Origin of the sequence: Paraburkholderia caffeinilytica (genome assembly GCF_046030355.1) — a bacterium.
Lineage (GTDB): Bacteria > Pseudomonadota > Gammaproteobacteria > Burkholderiales > Burkholderiaceae > Paraburkholderia > Paraburkholderia caffeinilytica_B.
On record NZ_JAQQCQ010000030.1, the window covers coordinates 1 to 17,212 of the forward strand.

Genomic DNA, 17,212 nt, shown 5'->3' on the forward strand with positions numbered 1-17,212 from the left:
TCCGCCGTGAGCATCCCGTTTCCGAAAACATCATAGCCGTGAGAACCCTGTCCGGTGCAGCTCCCGTTCTGCCACAAAAAACAGGCGCCTCACTCCTTCCCGATTCGCAGCGCGTTCGCGTAACCCGTCAGCTCCAGATAAGCACGTCCGGCATTCACGCCATCGCGACTCACTCGCACAGCACCTTCCCAATACACTGCGCCGGTCGATTGGCGGGAATCGAGTTCCTGGTCGTCCATCAACGGATCGAGGCGCCACGTAAGCGCGCCGGTTTTGAGCATCATCGAGACGGGATACGACGTGTTCGTGCGCGGCGAACGCCATGTGCGAACCGGCGTGAAATCGACCTGATCACGGCCGAACGTTGTCACCTGACCCTCGCGATTTCGTAGTGCCGCATGTGCCCACACTGCATGTCCATCGCGACTACGGACCTTGAAAGCCATCAAGGCTGAACCATCCGTCAGGTTGGCGCCGAGCCAATCCCATCCAACCGCATCGCTATCCAGCAGCGTGCTCGACCATTCGTGATCGAGCCATGCCGTGCCGGTGACGGATGTCTCACCCGTCGCTTTACTGCCTGCTACGACCGGCCGAACCACGCTGCCGCTCACGTGCAATTGAGGCTCGCTGTAGTAATAGCTCGCCTGTTCGGGGCGCGGACCTTTGCGTGAGTAGCCGCCTTCGCCCTGCACCAAAGGCGCTTGTGTCGGTGTCAGCGCGAGGTGCAGCGCGAATCCGTTAGCGTCCACTGTAACGTCGTAGTGACCGTCGGCGGCACGGACGATTTTCCATGCATCAAGTTTGACGTCGGTATTGGCTGGCTTCGCATACGCTAGCTCGAAGCCCTGACGGGCAATGCGCTGATCGTGTGCAAGATGCCCAAGTGCAGGATCACTTAAGGCGGCATGCGCGATGATCAACTGTGACGGAGCGAACGCACTCGGATCCGCAGGATCGTGACCGGTTGCCGAACGGAAGAAGGTGATCTGGAAACCGAGGGGCTGATTGTCCGGTGTCGTTAACCAGCCCGTTGCATACCACCACTCGGTGCGAAACGCGGCGTGCGCACCGGTGTCTCGCGGAAGATCGATCGGATGATCCGGCGTGACCGCAGTGAACTCGGGCGCCGCGGCGAACGCCGGCGCGATAACGAAAAAGCCCACACAAAGCCATGCGTTTAGCCGCCGTACACTCACGACGCGCGGCACCGCAGTGGGTGACGTGCGCGAGGAATCGGCCATCATCCAGAAGCGACTCGCACAACAAAAGCGAACTACTCGTTCAAAGCACGCCCCTCGACAATCTCGCACCGCACTCTCGCGCGTCGACGTCAACTCCTCCTTACGCGGCAATCTCCCCATCACCAATCCTCCTTCACCGCGCGCACCGCATCCAACGATACCGCGCCTCGTCCCGCAATCACCGCAGTCGAACACGAGGAAGCGAGCATCACCAGCGCCACCGTGCCGAGCACTGTCCATGGAACGTGCAGCGACATGCTCCAATGAAACGACTGCGGATTGACGACGAACACGAGAATCAGACTGATCGCGAATCCGAGAACGAAGCCCATCGCAATGCCACAGGCAGTGAGCATTCCGCCCTCAAGTGCGAGAATCGCGAGTACCTGCGAACGGGTCACGCCCACATGCCGCAGCATGCCGAACTCACGAGCCCGCGCGAGAGTTTGCGCAGAAAACGTTGCCGCGACGCCAAACAGGCCGATTACGATCGCGACGCCTTCGAGGAGATACGTAACGGCAAAACTTCGATCGAAAATAACCAGCGTACGCGCACGGATTTCACCTGGTTGCGACAGGCTCAGCGATGCACCGAAGGGCAGCGCACGCAGGCCGGCCATCACGCGTTCGACACTCGTCCCAGGTTGAACGGTGACCGCAACATCCGTCGCGCCGGTGTCGTCGGTCAGACGCCGGTAGTCCGCAAGCCGTATCTGGATCGCGCCGGTCTGACGCACGTAATCACGCCATATGCCGGCGACAACGAACACGTGACCGCGCTCGCCGAGCGGCAACTGCACGCGCTGAGCAAGCTTGTATCCGTACAGATCGACCATTGCTTCGGATACCCAAACAGGTATCTCATCCTTACGCAACGCAGAAGGCGGCAGAACCGGCCCGGTCATCTGCAGATTCGCACCGGGATCGGCGGCATCGATTTCACGGGCGAGCACGGCGACGTCCGGCCGTGCAGGGTCTAGCGTGAGATGCGAAGTGCGCGCAAACGCTGCGGTTTTGATGCCGGGTACGGCGCTCAGCAGCGTCTGTTCGTCGGGGCGCAAACCACCGGTGTCGCCATTCGGCGCCACACGAACGTATAGATCGGCCGAGAGCAGGTGGCCCAGCCAGTCTTCGACGGAAACGCGGAAGCTGGCCACCATGATCGCCATCGCGACGATCAGCGCGAAGCTCGACAGCACGCCGCCCATTGCGATCGATGCATGGCCCGGTGCATTCGCAAGACGCGCCAACGCCAGCGTGCTCGCCGCGCCGGCGCGCCGCCACGCGCTGAGAGCACGGCTCGCTGCGCCAAAGATCGAAGCGGTCACGCGCGGCATCAGCGCAATCCCGCCGACCAGCAATAGCGCAACGGCCAGATAGCCGCCGATAGGCGCATCGAACAACGGCGGCACCTGCGTGAGCGCAGCGGCAATCAGCAGGCATACCAACGCGGGCCAAGGCGTCGCGAGCCGCGCCAGCGCGCCTTCCTCGGAGCCGGCTTTGAGTGCGGCTGCCGGTCGCGCACGCGCAGCCTCCAATGCAGGTGCAAGACTGCCTGATACCGACACGGCGATGCCAAGCATCAGAAAGAGTGCGGTCGCCAGCGGTTCGAAGCCGACCTGCGGTTGCACGCCGGGAAAGTAGCCGCCACCCAGGTCGCTGCCGAAAAAGCGCAGCGCACCACTCGCCAGCGCATAGCCAAGAGCGAGCCCGGACAGCGAACCGAGCAGGCCAAGCAGCGCGCCTTCCATCAGGATCTGGCGCAACAACTGACCACGTGTCAATCCCAGCACACGCAGCATCGCAAACTGTGCACGGCGCCGCACGACACTCAGCGCCTGCGTCGAGAATACGAGGAAGGCGCCGGTGAAAAGCGCCACCAGCGCGAGCACGTTCATATTGATCCGATAGGCACGTGACAGACGATCGGTGCGGCTTTCGGCGTCGCGTGTTTCGGCGATCACCCATTGGCTGCCGAGTTGCGCTTGCAGGTCACGCCTGAAGCGTTCGCGATCGACACCGCGTTCGAGCTGCACGTCGATGCGAGACAGCTTGCCGACCTTACCGAACTTCCACTGCGCGGCGGCGATATCCATCACCGCGAGCCGCTGCCCGGGCCGCGTTCTCACGAGACCGCCGGCCACGCGCAAGTGCACGATCGACGTGCCGTTTTGCAGGGCTACGTCATCGCCGATTTTCACGTTCAACCATTGCTGCGCGGCCGACGAGAGAAACACCGTATCGGCCGCGAGCGTATCGAACGGCCGTTCCGGGGACGGCACGCCGATCAGATCGGGCGCAATGCGGCTTGCCTTGAAGACGTCGATGCCGAGCACGGGTAGCGCGGCGCTCTGATCCGGCACGGTGACATCGAGCGCGAGCACGGGACTCGCCAGCGCCACACCTGGCTCAGTCGACAAACGCGGATAGATGGATTCGTCGAATAAAGGTTGTGCTCCGCGCACTTGCAGATCGGCCTCGCCCGACAGGCTGCGCGCCGCCGCCGAGAATTCATTGAAGGCCGCGCTGTTGATCAATTGAACGGCGTAGCCAAGCGCGACACCCAGCGCGATCGTTGCAATCGCAACCAGTGCGCGCCCGCGATGACTGCGCCATTCGGCGCCCAACAGCCAGCGCGCGAGTATGCGATGACCTCGCCTTCGCTGCAGCGGGCGTGGGTCAGCGTGCATCATCGGCGGAACGGGCAGGGGACCGGGCGTCAGGGGCTGAGCCGGCAAAAGCGTTGTGTCCAGGCGATGCGTGCAAGCCGCCGTCGCGCAGAATCAGAATGCGGTCCGCTACTGCCGCAGCGGCTTCCGAGTGCGTGACCATGATGGTGGCCGCACCGGTTGCCTTGCTTTGCGTGCGAAACAGGCCGAGCACGTCGTGTGCGGTATCGGGATCGAGGTTGCCGGTGGGCTCATCGGCGAGAATCAGTTTTGGGCGGTGCACGAGCGCCCGCGCAATCGCGACGCGCTGCAATTCGCCGCCTGACAGTTGCCGCGGAAAATCATCGCCCCGGCCGCTCAAGCCGACGGCCGCGAGCATATCGAGCGCGCCGGCTGTGGGTAGTTCGTTTAGCAGCAATGGCAGAGCGACATTTTGCGCGAGCGTCAGATGAGGGAGGACGTGAAACGCCTGGAACACGAAGCCCAGTTTTTGCCGGCGCAACCGCGTCGCCGCGTTGTCGTCCAGACGCGAGACTGTACTGCCGTCGATGATCACGTCGCCGCTATCCGCGCTGTCGAGTCCTGCGATGAGATTCAGCAGCGTCGATTTGCCGACGCCGGAGTCACCCATGATCGCGACGAATTCGCCCGGCGCGAGCCTGAAATCGAGGTGCGCCAGCACGATGCGGCCGGCGCCGTAGGTCTTGCCAAGCCCGCGGCATTCGAGTGCGGGAACGACACCATCATCACGAAGCACCATGCGCTATCCGATAAGTCTGACCGGTGAGGGCGGCGTCCAACCGTGCGAAGAACTGCCGTGCTGCACACGCGCGTCGGCCCCTGAACCGCCGAAGTATATTCGGGTTCTGTAAGGCTCGCAGGTGAGCACGGTCATCGCCTGATATCTGCCTCGCAGCAGACAGGCAGGCAGATCGCTCCGTATTCTCGAGCGTGCGCCGGTACTTCTTTAGAGTGCTGGAACAAAAAAATTTCCTGTTCGCGGACACGCTAAATTTTCGCTGACCGCTCGAAATCGGCCTCGAAAGTATCAGAGGCGCGTGCGTGATTCATTCCACTTCAACGGTTGCGTGGAAGTGTTTCTGCAAGAGTGCTCAATCGCCAGCCAACTGCTTTCTTCTCCATGCAAAAAGCATGAGGGAAATCCCTCATAAGCGGCTTTGTGCATCTGCACATTTTTTTCCGTTTCGCAAGGGCAGACGGGGCAACAATCCATTGCCAAAGGCTCTGCAGTATTGTTGCGCTGCAAAAGTATTCTTATCTTGGTAATCTCCCACCCTTGGTCATTCGACTGCGGGTAAACGTGGAGCGGGCAGCACCGCTTCGACGTCAATTTCAGCGAAATCCAGCCTACATATCCATTTCAATGCTTTCGTTTTGAAGGCGTTGATGCGGCGTTTTGTATTTCAAGTTTTCAACCGAACACATGCCCTTGCCTCCGCTTCTTAGCCTACTCATCTGGATCCCTATTGTCGCCGGCCTGGTGGTTTTGCGTGCCGGATCTGACGCGGCACGCAGCCGCACGCGATGGCTCGCGCTGATCGGCGCGGTGGCGGGTTTCCTGCCGGTGATTCCGCTCGTGTCGAATTTCCGCAATGACGTGACGTCGATGCAGTTCGTCGAGAACTTCCGCTGGTCGCCCACGTTCGATATTGCGTGGCATGTGGGTGTGGATGGGATTTCGCTGTGGCTCGTCGCGTTGACCGCGCTGACCACGATCATCATCGTGGTCGCCTCGTGGGAGTCGATCACCGAACGCACCGCGCAGTACTTCGGCGCATTCCTGATGCTGTCGGGTTTCATGCAGGGTGTGTTCACGTCGATGGACGGCATGCTGTTCTTCATTTCGTTCGAAGCGACGCTGATTCCGTTGTACCTGCTGATCGGCACGTGGGGCAATTCGAACCGCTCGTACGCCGCGGTGAAGTTTTTCTTCGTCTCGTTCCTCGGCTCGCTGATGATGCTGATGTCGATGCTGTACCTGTACGCGCAGACGCACAGCTTCGACCTCGCGCTGTGGCGTGAAACGCGCCTCGGCACCTGGCCGCAGGTGCTGATCTTCCTCGGCTTCCTTGCTGCGTTCGGTGTGAAAGTGCCGATGTGGCCGTTGCATACGTGGCTGCCCGACGTCCACCTCGACGGCCCGACCGGCGCCGCCGTGATGATCGGCATGCTCAAGCTGGGCGGCTACGGTCTGCTGCGCTTCGCGCTGCCGATCGCTCCGCAGGCCAGCCATTTCTTCGCGCCGATGATGATCACGCTGTCGCTGATCGCGGTGATCTATTCGAGCCTGCTGGCACTCGTGCAGACCGACATGCGCCGCCTGCTCGCGTATTCGACGATCGCGCACATGGGTCTCGTGACGCTCGGCCTGTTCGTCTTCAACCGCATCGGCCAGGCCGGCGCAATCGTGCAGATGCTGTCGTACGGCGTGGTGTCCGGCGCGATGCTGCTGTGCACGGGCATGCTCTACGACCGCACGAAGACCGCTTCGATCGCCGAATACGGTGGCGTGGCGAACACCATGCCGCGCTTTGCCGCGTTCGTGATGCTGTTCTCGATGGCCAATATCGGCCTGCCGGGGACCTCGGGTTTTGTCGGCGAGTTCATGGTGCTGATGGGCACGATCCGCTTCAATTTCTGGATCGGCGCAATCGCCGCGACCACGTTGGTCCTAAGCGCGGCCTACACGCTGTGGATGTACAAGCGCGTGATTTTCGGCGCGATTGCCAATGCACGTGTCGCGAAGCTGCAGGATCTCGGCAAGCGAGAGTTCGTGTTGCTCGGCGCGATGGCGTTGCTGGTGCTGGCCATCGGCATCGATCCGAAGCCGTTCACCGATGCGATCGACCCGTCGGTCGGCACGCTGCTGGCTCAATCGGAACGGAGCACGCATCCGTCTGGCGTCGCACCGGCTGACGGTGGTGAACATCTGCAGGCTGCAGCGCCTGCTACCGTCGCGGCACGCACGCCGGGCTGACCGAAACGAGGTGCGTATCGCAGGTGCAGCATCCATCGCCTGGATGCTGTCAGTGCGGACGCGCTTTTTCGCATCGCTATACACGTCCTTGTCGAGCATTGAGCGCAGCGTAGCCATTCAGGTTGCGCTGCGTTTTAACGCTTGTTTATAGGGACTTTTGTGATCTGACGACTCTGCCGTTACTTCGCAATAGCGCATTGCGGAGCCTCATATGCGGACAGACGTGCGGCAACATGTCACACGGTGTTGCGACGCAATAGATCGTTGCGAAATTGTGTGTTTATATCCCCTTGACGAACCCCTATTATGCGATCGCTTATAAAAAGGAGAGCGGTCGAATGACGTTCGTTGAAGTCGCAAAAGAAAGGCAAGGGCTATGAAAGGAAAGACTCTGCGAGGGTCGATCAGTTTCCTGTCCACCGGCCTCATGTTGTTGCTCTCGGGTTGCAGCAACCTCGATATTTTGAATCCGAAGGGGAGTGTGGGTCTGGCCGAACGTGAGCTGATTGCCACGTCGGTCTGGGCCATGCTGATCGTGGTCGTTCCGGTTATCGCGCTCACGCTGCTGTTCGCATGGCGCTATCGCGCGTCGAACAGGAATGCCGAATACAAGCCGGGCTGGGTGCATTCCACCGGTATCGAAATCGCCATCTGGACGATTCCGACGCTGATCATTCTGTTCCTCGCCGTGTTGACGTGGAAGAGCACCCACGAACTCGATCCGTATAAGCCGCTCGAGTCGCAGGTCAAGCCGATCAACGTCGAAGTCGTCGCACTCGACTGGAAGTGGCTCTTCATCTATCCCGACCTCGGCATTGCCTCAGTGAATCAGTTGGCATTCCCGGTCGGCACGCCGGTCAACTTCGTCATCACGTCCGACACGGTGATGAACTCCTTCTTCATTCCGCAACTCGGCGGCCAGATCTATGCAATGGCGGGTATGCAAACGCGTCTGCATCTGATCGCTGACGAGGCCGGCAACTACGCAGGCACCGCGGCGAATTTCAGCGGCAAGGGTTTCTCGGATATGAAGTTCCGCGCGCTGGCCTCGTCGCCTGAGGAATTCAATGCGTGGGTCGCCAAGGTGCGTGCCTCGTCCGACCGTCTCGACATGGACCGTTATCACGCGATGTCGGCGCCTACGGAGAAGGAGCCGGTGCGCTACTTCTCGTCGGTCGATCCGAAGCTCTTTCACAACATCATTGCCCGATACAACAACGGTAACGTCCTCGACAACATGAACGACGCTAACTGTGCGCCAAAGGGTAAGGGGTAACGCATGTTCGGAAAACTCTCACTAGACTCGATTCCGTACCACGAGCCGATCATCATGGTGACGGCTGCCGGGATCGCTCTTGGCGGTGCGCTCGTTCTGGGTCTGATCACCTATTTTGGCAAGTGGCGCTACCTGTGGACCGAATGGCTCACATCGGTCGACCACAAGAAGCTGGGCGTGATGTACATCGTGGTTGCGCTCATCATGCTGTTCCGCGGCTTTGCGGACGCGATCATGATGCGTACCCAGCTAGCGTTGTCGTATAACGCGCCAGGCTTCCTGCCACCGCATCATTACGACCAGATCTTTACCGCGCACGGCGTCATCATGATTTTCTTCATGGCGATGGCGTTCATGGTGGGCCTGATGAACATCATCGTGCCATTGCAGATCGGTGCCCGCGATGTTGCGTTCCCGTTCCTCAACTCGTTGAGCTTCTGGATGACCGCGATCAGCGCGATCCTGATCAACATCTCGCTGGTGATCGGTGAATTCGCGCAAACGGGCTGGCTGGCTTATCCGCCACTGTCCGAATTGCAGTTCAGTCCAGGTGTCGGGGTCGATTATTACCTGTGGAGTTTGCAGCTCTCCGGTATCGGCACGTTGCTGACTGGCGTGAACTTCTTCGTGACCATTGTGAAGATGCGCGCCCCAGGTATGACCTGGATGAAGATGCCAGTGTTCACGTGGACCGCGCTTTGCACGAACGTGCTGATCATGGCCTCGTTCCCGATCCTGACCGTCACGCTTGCGCTGCTCGGTCTGGACCGCTACCTCGGCATGCACTTCTTCACGAACGACGGCGGCGGTAACGCCATGCTGTACCTGAACCTGATCTGGGCATGGGGTCACCCTGAGGTGTACATCCTGATCCTGCCGGCGTTCGGTATCTTCTCGGAAGTCGTGGCTACGTTCGCGAAGAAGCCGTTGTTCGGCTACAAGACGATGGTGTGGGCAACCTGCGCGATCATGGTGCTGTCGTTCCTCGTGTGGCTGCATCACTTCTTCACGATGGGTTCGGGCGCTGACGTCAATGCGTTCTTCGGTATCGCGACGATGGTCATTGCTATTCCGACCGGCGTGAAAGTGTTCAACTGGCTGTTCACGATCTACAAGGGCCGTCTGCAGTTCACGACGCCGATCCTGTGGACCCTAGGCTTCATGGTCACCTTCACGATCGGCGGGATGACCGGCGTGATGATGGCGATTCCCGGCGCGGACTTCGTGCTGCACAACAGCCTGTTCCTGATCGCTCACTTCCACAACGTGATTATTGGTGGCGTGCTGTTCGGCTACCTGGCCGGTTTCAACTACTGGTTCCCGAAGGCCTTCGGCTTCAAGCTGAACGAGAAGTGGGGCAAGGCGTCGTTCTGGTTCTGGCAGATCGGTTTTTGGGTTGCGTTCACGCCGCTGTACGTGCTGGGCTTCATGGGCATGACGCGCCGTCTGAATCACTATGACAATCCGGATTGGCATCCGTGGCTGATGTTCGCGTGGGTCGGTGCTGTGCTGATCGCCATCGGTATCGCTTGCCAGGTGGTGCAACTGGTCGTCAGTATTCGCGACCGCAACCTGCCGCAGAACCGCGACGTTACGGGCGATCCGTGGGACGGCCACACGCTGGAATGGGCAACGAGCTCGCCGCCGGCGTCGTACAACTTCGCGATCATTCCGGACGTGCGTGAACTGGACGCATTCGCCGAAATGAAGTTGCGCAAGAATCGGCCGAAGCCGGTGTATCGCGACATTCACATGCCGTCGAACACGTCCGCGGGTCTGGTTGTAGCGATGTTCTCGCTGGTGCTGGGTTTTGCCGCTGTGTGGCACATCTGGTGGCTCGCGATTGTTGGGCTGGTCGGCTCGATCGGTACTGTGATCATTTACAGCTTCCAGAAGAACGAAGGCTTTTACATTCCGGCTGCCACGGTAGCGGCGATTGAACAACAACGCTCCGGCGCCGGTGCGCAGGTCGCGATTGAAGAAAAACGCCCGGGCGCTGATGCGCAGGTCGCGTTGGAGGTGGATTGATGTCAAACAACACTCTTGCGGCGAGCTTGCATCATCACGATGCGCATCATGCCGATCACCCGCCGTCGCATTCGGTATTCGGCTTCTGGCTGTACCTGATGACGGACTGCATCATCTTCGCGTCGCTGTTTGCGGTGTTCGCCGTGATGCAGCACCAGTTCGCGGGTGGCCCGACCGGCAAGGATCTGTTCGAGATCCCGGGTGTCGCGCTTGAAACGTCGATGCTACTGCTGAGCAGCATCACGTACGGCTTCGCGATGCTGGGCGCATACAAGAACCGGAAGGGCGTGCTGCTCTTCTGGCTCGGTGTGACGTTCCTGCTGGGTCTCGCGTTCCTGGTACTGGAAATGCGCGAGTTCTCGCACCTGATCGCAGAGGGTGCGGGCCCGGGCCGTAGCGCGTTCCTGTCGTCGTTCTTTACGCTGGTTGGCACGCACGGTTTGCACGTGACCTGCGGCCTGATCTGGATGGTGGCGCTCGCCGTGCAAGTGATGCGTCATCGCGATCTGACCGAACGCGACATGATTCGCCTGACGTGCCTGAGCCTTTTCTGGCATTTTCTGGACGTCGTATGGATTGGCGTCTTCACCTTTGTCTATCTTGCGAGCGTGATCTAAATGGACCATAGCCATCACTCACATCTGGCACACCCAGGGGAAGGACACGGAGGTGAAAGTCACGGCAGCTTCGGCAGCTATACGGTGGGTTTCATTCTCTCGGTCGTGTTGACTGTCGCGGCCTTCGGCCTCGTGCTGAACGGTACGTTGACGGGTGAGAACGCATTGCTCGCGATTGCAGGCCTCGCGTTTGTGCAGATCGTGGTGCACCTGATTTTCTTCCTGCACATGAACGCGTCGTCGGCACAGCGCTGGAACGTCATGGCGTTCGGCTTTACGGTGCTCACGGCTGTGATTCTGATCGTCGGCTCGTTGTGGATCATGCATAACGTCAGCATGCACATGATGTCGCGATAGACGGTGAGCGGAGCAGGTTGAAGGGAGACCCCGCAAGGTGAAAGTCTTGCGGGGTTTTTTTATCTATTGTGGTCGATTGCCAGACGGGTGGCCGACAAATGTCGACCTTGTGCATTTTAACGTTTGCGAGGACGGCGAATCCAGAACATTGCAGCGTTCTAAACACGAATGTCATATTGGGAGCCTGCTGAAGCTGCCTTGACGGCGCCATTAAAACAACGAACGGCACACAAGGTATGGGTTGGATAGATGCGCAATCTCAATATTTCTAATATACTCGTGGCGACACGCTGCAGAGGAACGGTTTGATTGTTCTGAGTCGAGAAGACCTAATTCCATAAGAGATAGAATAATGATGAAGACCTTGATTGCTTCGGTGGTTGCATTGGCGTTGGCCACGCCTTCACTTTCGTTCGCACAGGTAGCACCTGCGCCTGTAGCAGCCGTTACTGCGGGTGCGACCGGTACTACTGCTGGCGCTGCTGGTGCCGGTGTCGCCGCTGGCTTCGCGGGCATGAGCGTCGGTGCACTGGCAGCTGTCGGTGCGGGCGTTGCTGTGGCAGCCGCTGTTGCTGTTGCTGCCAGTACGGGTGGCAACAGTTCCACTGGCACTACGGGTACCACTGGTACGCACTAACGCTATTGCGCTTATCTGCTCGGCTGAATGCAAAGGGCCCCATTGGGGCCCTTTGTTTGCGTCCATTTGTCTGCCGTATTCGAACTAAAACATGCTGGCGCGTCTGCTTTCGCTTTGCTGCATTACATTGTTATGCAGTTGCTCGACCTCGATGCAGGCCATTGTCGATGTCACCAATCTGTTTCGCCATGCCAGTGACCGTCAGATCGAGAATATTCAACTCGACAGCGAATACCGTTATCTGCGCGTGTCCATTCGTGGCCGCGCGACACTCCTGATTCTCGGCTATATCGACAACGATCCGCTTGGCCCGGTCGAAACCTGGTATAGCGGCGGTGGCAAGGAAACGGTACGACTTCAGAATGGCCGATTCGTGGGCGGCACGGGGCTGCCCGTCGAATGGGTCAGTGTCGGTCTCTCGGCACAGCCTGAATGGAGCACGGTGAAGCAAGCGGTGCAGATATCGCGTCGGCGCGACGTCATGCCCGGCTACGAGTACGGGCTTACCGACACGCTCACCGTCACGCCGATCGCCGCGCCGCGCAGTACGAATTTTTCCGGCAAGGCCGGCGACAGCGTATTGCAGTGGTTCGAAGAGTCGTCGTCCGGTAAGGCGGCGCTTCCAGCATCTCGTTACGCGGTGCAGATCATCGGCGGTGAATCGAAGGTGATCTATGGCGAACAGTGTCTAAACCAGTCCTTATGCATTAGCTGGCAACGCTGGCCCGCCAATTCATAGCATGTCCAAAAAGAAAACTGCGAGCCGCGACTGCCGCGGCTATGCGTGGCTGTCCTGCGTCTTCGCTTGTGTGCTGCCGGTGCATGCACTGGCTGGCGTGACCGAATCTGTCGTCGCCCCGGTTTATCTCGGCGAATGGCTCGCCGCCCGGCAGGCCAGCATACCGTTTGCCGTGCAAAGTGAGAAAGCCGGCGCGCTCTACGGACCGGGTTTGAGTTGGCGGTCCGGCAAGGAAGTGGACGTTCAGGAACAACGCCGGCAGCGCCTGCTCGGGCAAATCAACGCGTTGCCTGCGTTGAAGCCCGCAGCGCTTGCCGCACGCGATCGTGTTGCTGATCTGATTGCCGCTCGCCAGGCCACGGGCCGCGTCGTCGTGAAAAGCGCCGACGCACGCTGGCTGCAGACCAATCCCGCGCAAGATCCGTATCTGGAGGACGGTGACGTCATCGTCATTCCTGATCGTCCTGCGACCGTGACGGTTGTTCGCACGGACGGCACGCTATGCGTGCGCCCCCATACGCCGGACGTAGAGGCGTTGCAATACGTACTGGCATGCGACTCGGGCGCGGCGCCCGACATAGCCTGGATCGCCCAGCCCGATGGCACCGTGACGGCAAACAAGGTGGCAGCATGGAATCGCGGCGCGCAGGATCTACCCGCGCCGGGCAGCTGGATATGGGCGCCCGACCGCAGCAGCATCTGGACTCCGGATGTGTCACTCGCCATCGCAGACTTCCTCGCGACCCAGGGCGTATCGGGTTTCGACCCGGCCGGCGCACCGCTGCAACCGTCTGGTCCGGCGCCGCGTCAGCAGACGGAGTTTTTCTTTGACACCCCCACGCGCTCATCCAGTTTCCCTGTAACCGGTAGCGATTGGGGCACCGTCGGCATTCTGCAGACGCCGACAGCGCGGATGAACGAAGCAGGCGAGGCATCGATCAGCGTGAGTCAAGTCGCGCCTTATACGCGGCTCAATTTCACGCTTCAGCCGCTCGACTGGTTAGAAGTGGGTTTCCGCTACACCAACCTCAGCAATCAGCTGTATGGCCCGGCGTCGTTGAGCGGCACGCAGACCTACAAGGACAAGAGTATCGATGCGAAATTCCGGCTTTGGCGCGAGTCTGCGTACATTCCGGAGTTCTCTGTCGGTTTCCGCGATATCGGCGGAACGGGGTTGTTCTCCGGCGAATATCTTGTCGCAAGCAAACGCACCGGTCCGTTCGATTGGAGCCTGGGACTCGGTTGGGGCTACGTCGGCGCGCGCGGTGACTTGCCAAATCCTTTGTCGGTATTGAGCAGCAGGTTCAGTACACGCACAGATGATGCGACCTCCAGCGGTGGCTCATTCAGTATTGGCAGCTGGTTTCGCGGCCGTACGTCGCCTTTCGGCGGTGTGCAATACCAGACGCCATGGGAACCGCTGGTTTTGAAGCTCGAGTACGACGGCAATGATTACAAGCACGAGCCATTCGGCACTGTATTGCCAGCGAGATCGCCGATCAACATCGGCGCCGTGTATCGGGCGACCCGCAATATAGATTTGACGGTCGGATACGAGCGCGGTGAACGCGTGATGTTCGGCGTGTCGTTGCATGGCAATCTCGCTAATGCCGCGATGCCGAAGATCGGAGATCCGCCGCCCATGCCAATAACCGCACCCGCGGTCGGCGCGTCGGCGCCCGTGGTGGCGCCTTCGCCGGCGGATAGCCTGTTGTTGCCGATGTCGCGCACCGTTCCAGCCGTCTCGGAGCGGGACTGGAGCGGCACGGTCGCCGATCTGCAGAAGCAGACCGGATGGCATGTCCAAAGTGTGCGTGAACTCGGGCCTGAATTGATCGTCGAGTTCGACTATGTCGACGCTTTCTATCTGCAGGATCGGATCGACCGCGTTGCCACTATTCTGAATCGCGATGCGCCGCTCGAAGTGCGCAGCTTCCGGATCGTTCCGCTTAAGTACGGCGTGCCGGTGGCCGACTACCGTGTGCAGCGCGCACAATGGCTCGCGAGCCACACGCGCGCATTGATCCCGCAGGAGCAGGGCGTCGTCGTCACGAACGACGTGCCGCTCTCCCGTCAATCGATCAATATGCTGCCGCCGGTGTTCGAGCAGGAACCCAAGCGCTTCAATATTTCCGTCGGTCCGGCCTATCAGCAGACACTCGGCGGACCGGATGGCTTTCTTCTGTATCAACTCTCGCTGAATGCGCTGGCTGAGTTCCGATTGACGCGCGACGTCTGGCTGAGTGGTGATCTGAATGTCGGCCTTATCGACAACTACGACAAATTCAAATACACCGCGCCCAGCGATTTGCCGCGTGTGCGGACTTATATGCGCGAGTACCTGACGTCATCCCGAGTGACGATTCCGTTCCTGCAGGCGACCAAATTCGGCAAGTTCAGCAATGACCAGTACTTCAGCGTGTACGGTGGTTTGCTCGAAAGCATGTTTGCGGGCGTAGGCGGTGAGTGGTTGTACCGCCCGCAAGACAGCCGGCTTGCCATTGGCGTGGACTTGAACGCTGTGCGCCAGCGCGGTTTCCGGCAGGACTTTGCCATGCGCGACTATCAGGCGCTGACGGGTCACGTAACTGCCTATTGGAATACGGGTTGGCAAAACGTGCAGGTGAATCTGAGCGTCGGGCAGTACCTTGCTAAAGACAAGGGTGTCACGCTGGACGTTTCGCGGCACTTTCATAACGGCGTCGTTATGGGTGCGTACGCTACTAAAACGAATGTGTCGTCCGCTCAATTCGGGGAAGGAAGTTTCGACAAAGGTATCTACGTGACGATTCCGTTCGACGCGATGATGACGCGTTCGAGCGGTGGTACTGCGGACCTCCGCTGGTCTCCCCTGACGCGTGACGGTGGTGCGAAACTTGATCGCCAGTATCCGCTCTACAACATGACCGACATGAATGATCCACGCAGCCTTTGGTATGGGCCTGCCGGTGAAGCTGTCGCGCCGTAAGGCGACAAGAGTATTCAGTTCAATTTCCCTGCTGTAGCGGCATTAAATTGAGTAATTGGTGAATTGCAAACGTTTGCGTTATTGCAGCCACAGATGCGTGCTTAATTTATTGTCCAAATAGTAACAAAGAGTTACGTTTGGGAATTTTTTTGATAAACTTGCTGCACTCATTTTTGCGTTGTCGAGGCAACATAAAGCAGTAGAAAGTAATTGACTGAGAGCGTCTACATAGGCTTCGACGCCGTCTTTCTTCAGACACCCGGCATGTTATTTCCCGGACGATCCGTACGGATCGGCGGGAAGCTGTGCGCATCCATTCTCGCGGTGGATGGCATGCCGTAACTTTGCTCGGCCAGGCATTGTTTTAAGGTGAGTGCGGAAATCCGGATCGGGGGCGCAGCTGCCAGGCCGTGCTGAATGGCATGTTTTGTGGCTGAGGCAGGCGAAAAAGTAATCATAAAAAAGAGTCGTTCGATGATCGGCATAGGATTGGCATTTGCAGCATCGTTTATTGTGACGTGGGGAGTCGTGTATTTTTCGCCGCAATTCGGACGATTTCTATTCGACCACGATCTTGATGGCGTGCAGAAATTCCACGTCGCGCCAGTTCCGCGGATTGGCGGCCTTGGTATATTTATCGCAATTGTTGTGTGCGCCGGCGCGGCCGCTATGGTCGACAAGGGGCCCGGCGATGAGTTGTTCTGGCTCATCTGTTGTTCGCTGCCCGCATTCGGCTCGGGCTTCATTGAGGATCTGACCAAGAAGGTCTCGCCGCGTGTGCGTCTATTGAGCACGATGCTCGCGACGCTGTTGGCCTGCTTCGCCTTTCACGCGGTTGTCCGTCGCCTCGATTTGCCGCTCATCGACGTCGCGCTCAGCGCGGCTCCGGTTGCGTTTGGCTTTACGGTCATCGCCGTAGCAGGCATGGCCAATTCGATCAATATCATCGACGGATTCAACGGCCTCGCATCGACCGTGTCGATGATGATCTTTGCTTCGATCGCGTTTGTTGCCTATCAGGTTGGCGACCCGCTTGTGCTTATGATCGCGCTCACCATGATTGGCGCGATACTCGGATTCGTGATCTGGAATTTCCCGGCCGGCGCGATTTTTCTTGGTGACGGCGGTGCGTATTTCATTGGCTTCATGCTCGGCGAATCGCTCGTGCTACTGATCGTTCGGCACCCGGAGGTGTCGGCGTCGTATGCCATGGTCGCGCTATATCCGCTCTTCGAAACACTGTTCTCCATCTACCGCCGAAAGTTCGTCCGCGGTACTTCGCCTGGTGCGCCGGATGGCGTGCATCTGCATACGTTGATCTATCGGCGCGTGATGTTGATCGGTGCGGGCGCCTCCGTGCAGCGCACACGTACGCGCCGCAACTCAATGACGTCACCCTATTTGTGGGTGCTGAATCTTTTTGCGGTAGTGCCCGCGACATTGTTCTGGGACGATCGGGCGTGGCTTCTTGCTTCCACGGCTCTCTTTGTCGCGCTGTATGTTTCCCTGTATTCGTCCATTGTCAAATTTCGCACGCCGTCGTGGTTGATTGCACGGCGCCGACCGCCGTCACTCGTCAAGCGTGTATTCCAGGGTGGACCCGGCGAAGAAAGCCGCGAATCCACGCTCTGTGACTCCGAGTGCGTCGCCGATAAGCGATAACCCCGAATCACCCGTCT

General features: G+C 59.4%; 12 protein-coding genes. 8 read left to right on the forward strand and 4 right to left on the reverse strand.

The annotated features are described in order from the left end of the window. Positions 1-89: 89 nt before the first annotated feature. The 3 genes from PQQ95_RS31900 to PQQ95_RS31910 form a co-directional block, all read right to left on the reverse strand. Positions 90-1,247 (reverse strand): lipocalin-like domain-containing protein, encoded by a 1,158-nt coding sequence (locus tag PQQ95_RS31900; protein WP_408445076.1) that lies wholly within the window; start codon positions 1,245-1,247, stop codon positions 90-92. 116 nt (positions 1,248-1,363) lie between these two features. Further along, a complete protein-coding gene (locus PQQ95_RS31905) occupies positions 1,364-3,937 on the reverse strand; it encodes an FtsX-like permease family protein (RefSeq protein ID WP_408445079.1) in 2,574 nt (857 codons plus the stop codon). After that, the gene (locus PQQ95_RS31910; RefSeq protein WP_408445082.1) at positions 3,924-4,673 is read right to left on the reverse strand and encodes an ABC transporter ATP-binding protein; all 750 of its coding nucleotides are present in this window, start codon (positions 4,671-4,673) and stop codon (positions 3,924-3,926) included. The genes PQQ95_RS31905 and PQQ95_RS31910 overlap by 14 nt, the downstream gene beginning before the upstream one ends. A gap of 684 nt (positions 4,674-5,357) precedes the next feature. On the opposite strand from PQQ95_RS31910, the gene PQQ95_RS31915 reads away from it, so the two are divergent. The 7 genes from PQQ95_RS31915 (at position 5,358) to PQQ95_RS31945 (ending at position 15,533) form a co-directional block, all read left to right on the forward strand. Beyond that, positions 5,358-6,911: an NADH-quinone oxidoreductase subunit M gene (locus PQQ95_RS31915; RefSeq protein WP_408445085.1), complete on the forward strand. Its 1,554-nt coding sequence runs from the start codon at positions 5,358-5,360 to the stop codon at positions 6,909-6,911. 376 nt (positions 6,912-7,287) lie between these two features. Then, positions 7,288-8,187: a ubiquinol oxidase subunit II gene (cyoA, locus tag PQQ95_RS31920; RefSeq protein WP_408445086.1), complete on the forward strand. Its 900-nt coding sequence runs from the start codon at positions 7,288-7,290 to the stop codon at positions 8,185-8,187. 3 nt (positions 8,188-8,190) lie between these two features. Further along, positions 8,191-10,215: a cytochrome o ubiquinol oxidase subunit I gene (cyoB, locus tag PQQ95_RS31925; RefSeq protein WP_408445089.1), complete on the forward strand. Its 2,025-nt coding sequence runs from the start codon at positions 8,191-8,193 to the stop codon at positions 10,213-10,215. Then, positions 10,215-10,832: a cytochrome o ubiquinol oxidase subunit III gene (gene cyoC, locus PQQ95_RS31930; RefSeq protein WP_408445091.1), complete on the forward strand. Its 618-nt coding sequence runs from the start codon at positions 10,215-10,217 to the stop codon at positions 10,830-10,832. Before cyoB ends, cyoC begins: the two co-directional genes overlap by 1 nt. After that, positions 10,833-11,189: a cytochrome o ubiquinol oxidase subunit IV gene (cyoD, locus tag PQQ95_RS31935; RefSeq protein ID WP_408445093.1), complete on the forward strand. Its 357-nt coding sequence runs from the start codon at positions 10,833-10,835 to the stop codon at positions 11,187-11,189. It begins immediately after the preceding gene. A 728-nt stretch (positions 11,190-11,917) separates the two neighbouring features. Beyond that, positions 11,918-12,565 carry a hypothetical protein gene (locus PQQ95_RS31940; protein ID WP_408445096.1) on the forward strand — a complete coding sequence of 216 codons (648 nt, stop codon included), beginning with the start codon at positions 11,918-11,920 and terminating at the stop codon, positions 12,563-12,565. Between the two features lies 1 nt (position 12,566). Continuing rightward, positions 12,567-15,533, forward strand: coding sequence for a YjbH domain-containing protein (locus tag PQQ95_RS31945; RefSeq protein WP_408445099.1), 2,967 nt, complete (start codon positions 12,567-12,569; stop codon positions 15,531-15,533). 251 nt (positions 15,534-15,784) lie between these two features. Here PQQ95_RS31945 and PQQ95_RS31950 read toward each other — a convergent pair whose 3' ends face one another. Beyond that, a complete protein-coding gene (locus PQQ95_RS31950) occupies positions 15,785-16,018 on the reverse strand; it encodes a hypothetical protein (RefSeq protein WP_408445101.1) in 234 nt (77 codons plus the stop codon). Between PQQ95_RS31950 and PQQ95_RS31955 the strand changes: the two genes are divergently transcribed. Continuing rightward, entirely contained in the window at positions 16,008-17,195 is a 1,188-nt protein-coding gene (locus tag PQQ95_RS31955) for an MraY family glycosyltransferase (protein WP_408445102.1), read from the forward strand. The two genes, PQQ95_RS31950 and PQQ95_RS31955, sit on opposite strands and share 11 nt — an antisense overlap. Positions 17,196-17,212 lie beyond the last annotated feature (17 nt).

Bases quoted from the DNA above. Each gene is read 5' to 3' on its own strand.
- PQQ95_RS31900 (WP_408445076.1), bottom strand. From the start codon at position 1,247: ATGATGGCCGATTCCTCGCGCACGTCACCCACTGCGGTGCCGCGCGTC.
- PQQ95_RS31905 (WP_408445079.1), bottom strand. From the start codon at position 3,937: ATGATGCACGCTGACCCACGCCCGCTGCAGCGAAGGCGAGGTCATCGC.
- PQQ95_RS31910 (WP_408445082.1), bottom strand. From the start codon at position 4,673: ATGGTGCTTCGTGATGATGGTGTCGTTCCCGCACTCGAATGCCGCGGG.
- PQQ95_RS31915 (WP_408445085.1), top strand. From the start codon at position 5,358: ATGCCCTTGCCTCCGCTTCTTAGCCTACTCATCTGGATCCCTATTGTC.
- cyoA (WP_408445086.1), top strand. From the start codon at position 7,288: ATGAAAGGAAAGACTCTGCGAGGGTCGATCAGTTTCCTGTCCACCGGC.
- cyoB (WP_408445089.1), top strand. From the start codon at position 8,191: ATGTTCGGAAAACTCTCACTAGACTCGATTCCGTACCACGAGCCGATC.
- cyoC (WP_408445091.1), top strand. From the start codon at position 10,215: ATGTCAAACAACACTCTTGCGGCGAGCTTGCATCATCACGATGCGCAT.
- cyoD (WP_408445093.1), top strand. From the start codon at position 10,833: ATGGACCATAGCCATCACTCACATCTGGCACACCCAGGGGAAGGACAC.
- PQQ95_RS31940 (WP_408445096.1), top strand. From the start codon at position 11,918: ATGCTGGCGCGTCTGCTTTCGCTTTGCTGCATTACATTGTTATGCAGT.
- PQQ95_RS31945 (WP_408445099.1), top strand. From the start codon at position 12,567: ATGTCCAAAAAGAAAACTGCGAGCCGCGACTGCCGCGGCTATGCGTGG.
- PQQ95_RS31955 (WP_408445102.1), top strand. From the start codon at position 16,008: ATGATCGGCATAGGATTGGCATTTGCAGCATCGTTTATTGTGACGTGG.
- PQQ95_RS31950 (WP_408445101.1), bottom strand. From the start codon at position 16,018: ATGCCGATCATCGAACGACTCTTTTTTATGATTACTTTTTCGCCTGCC.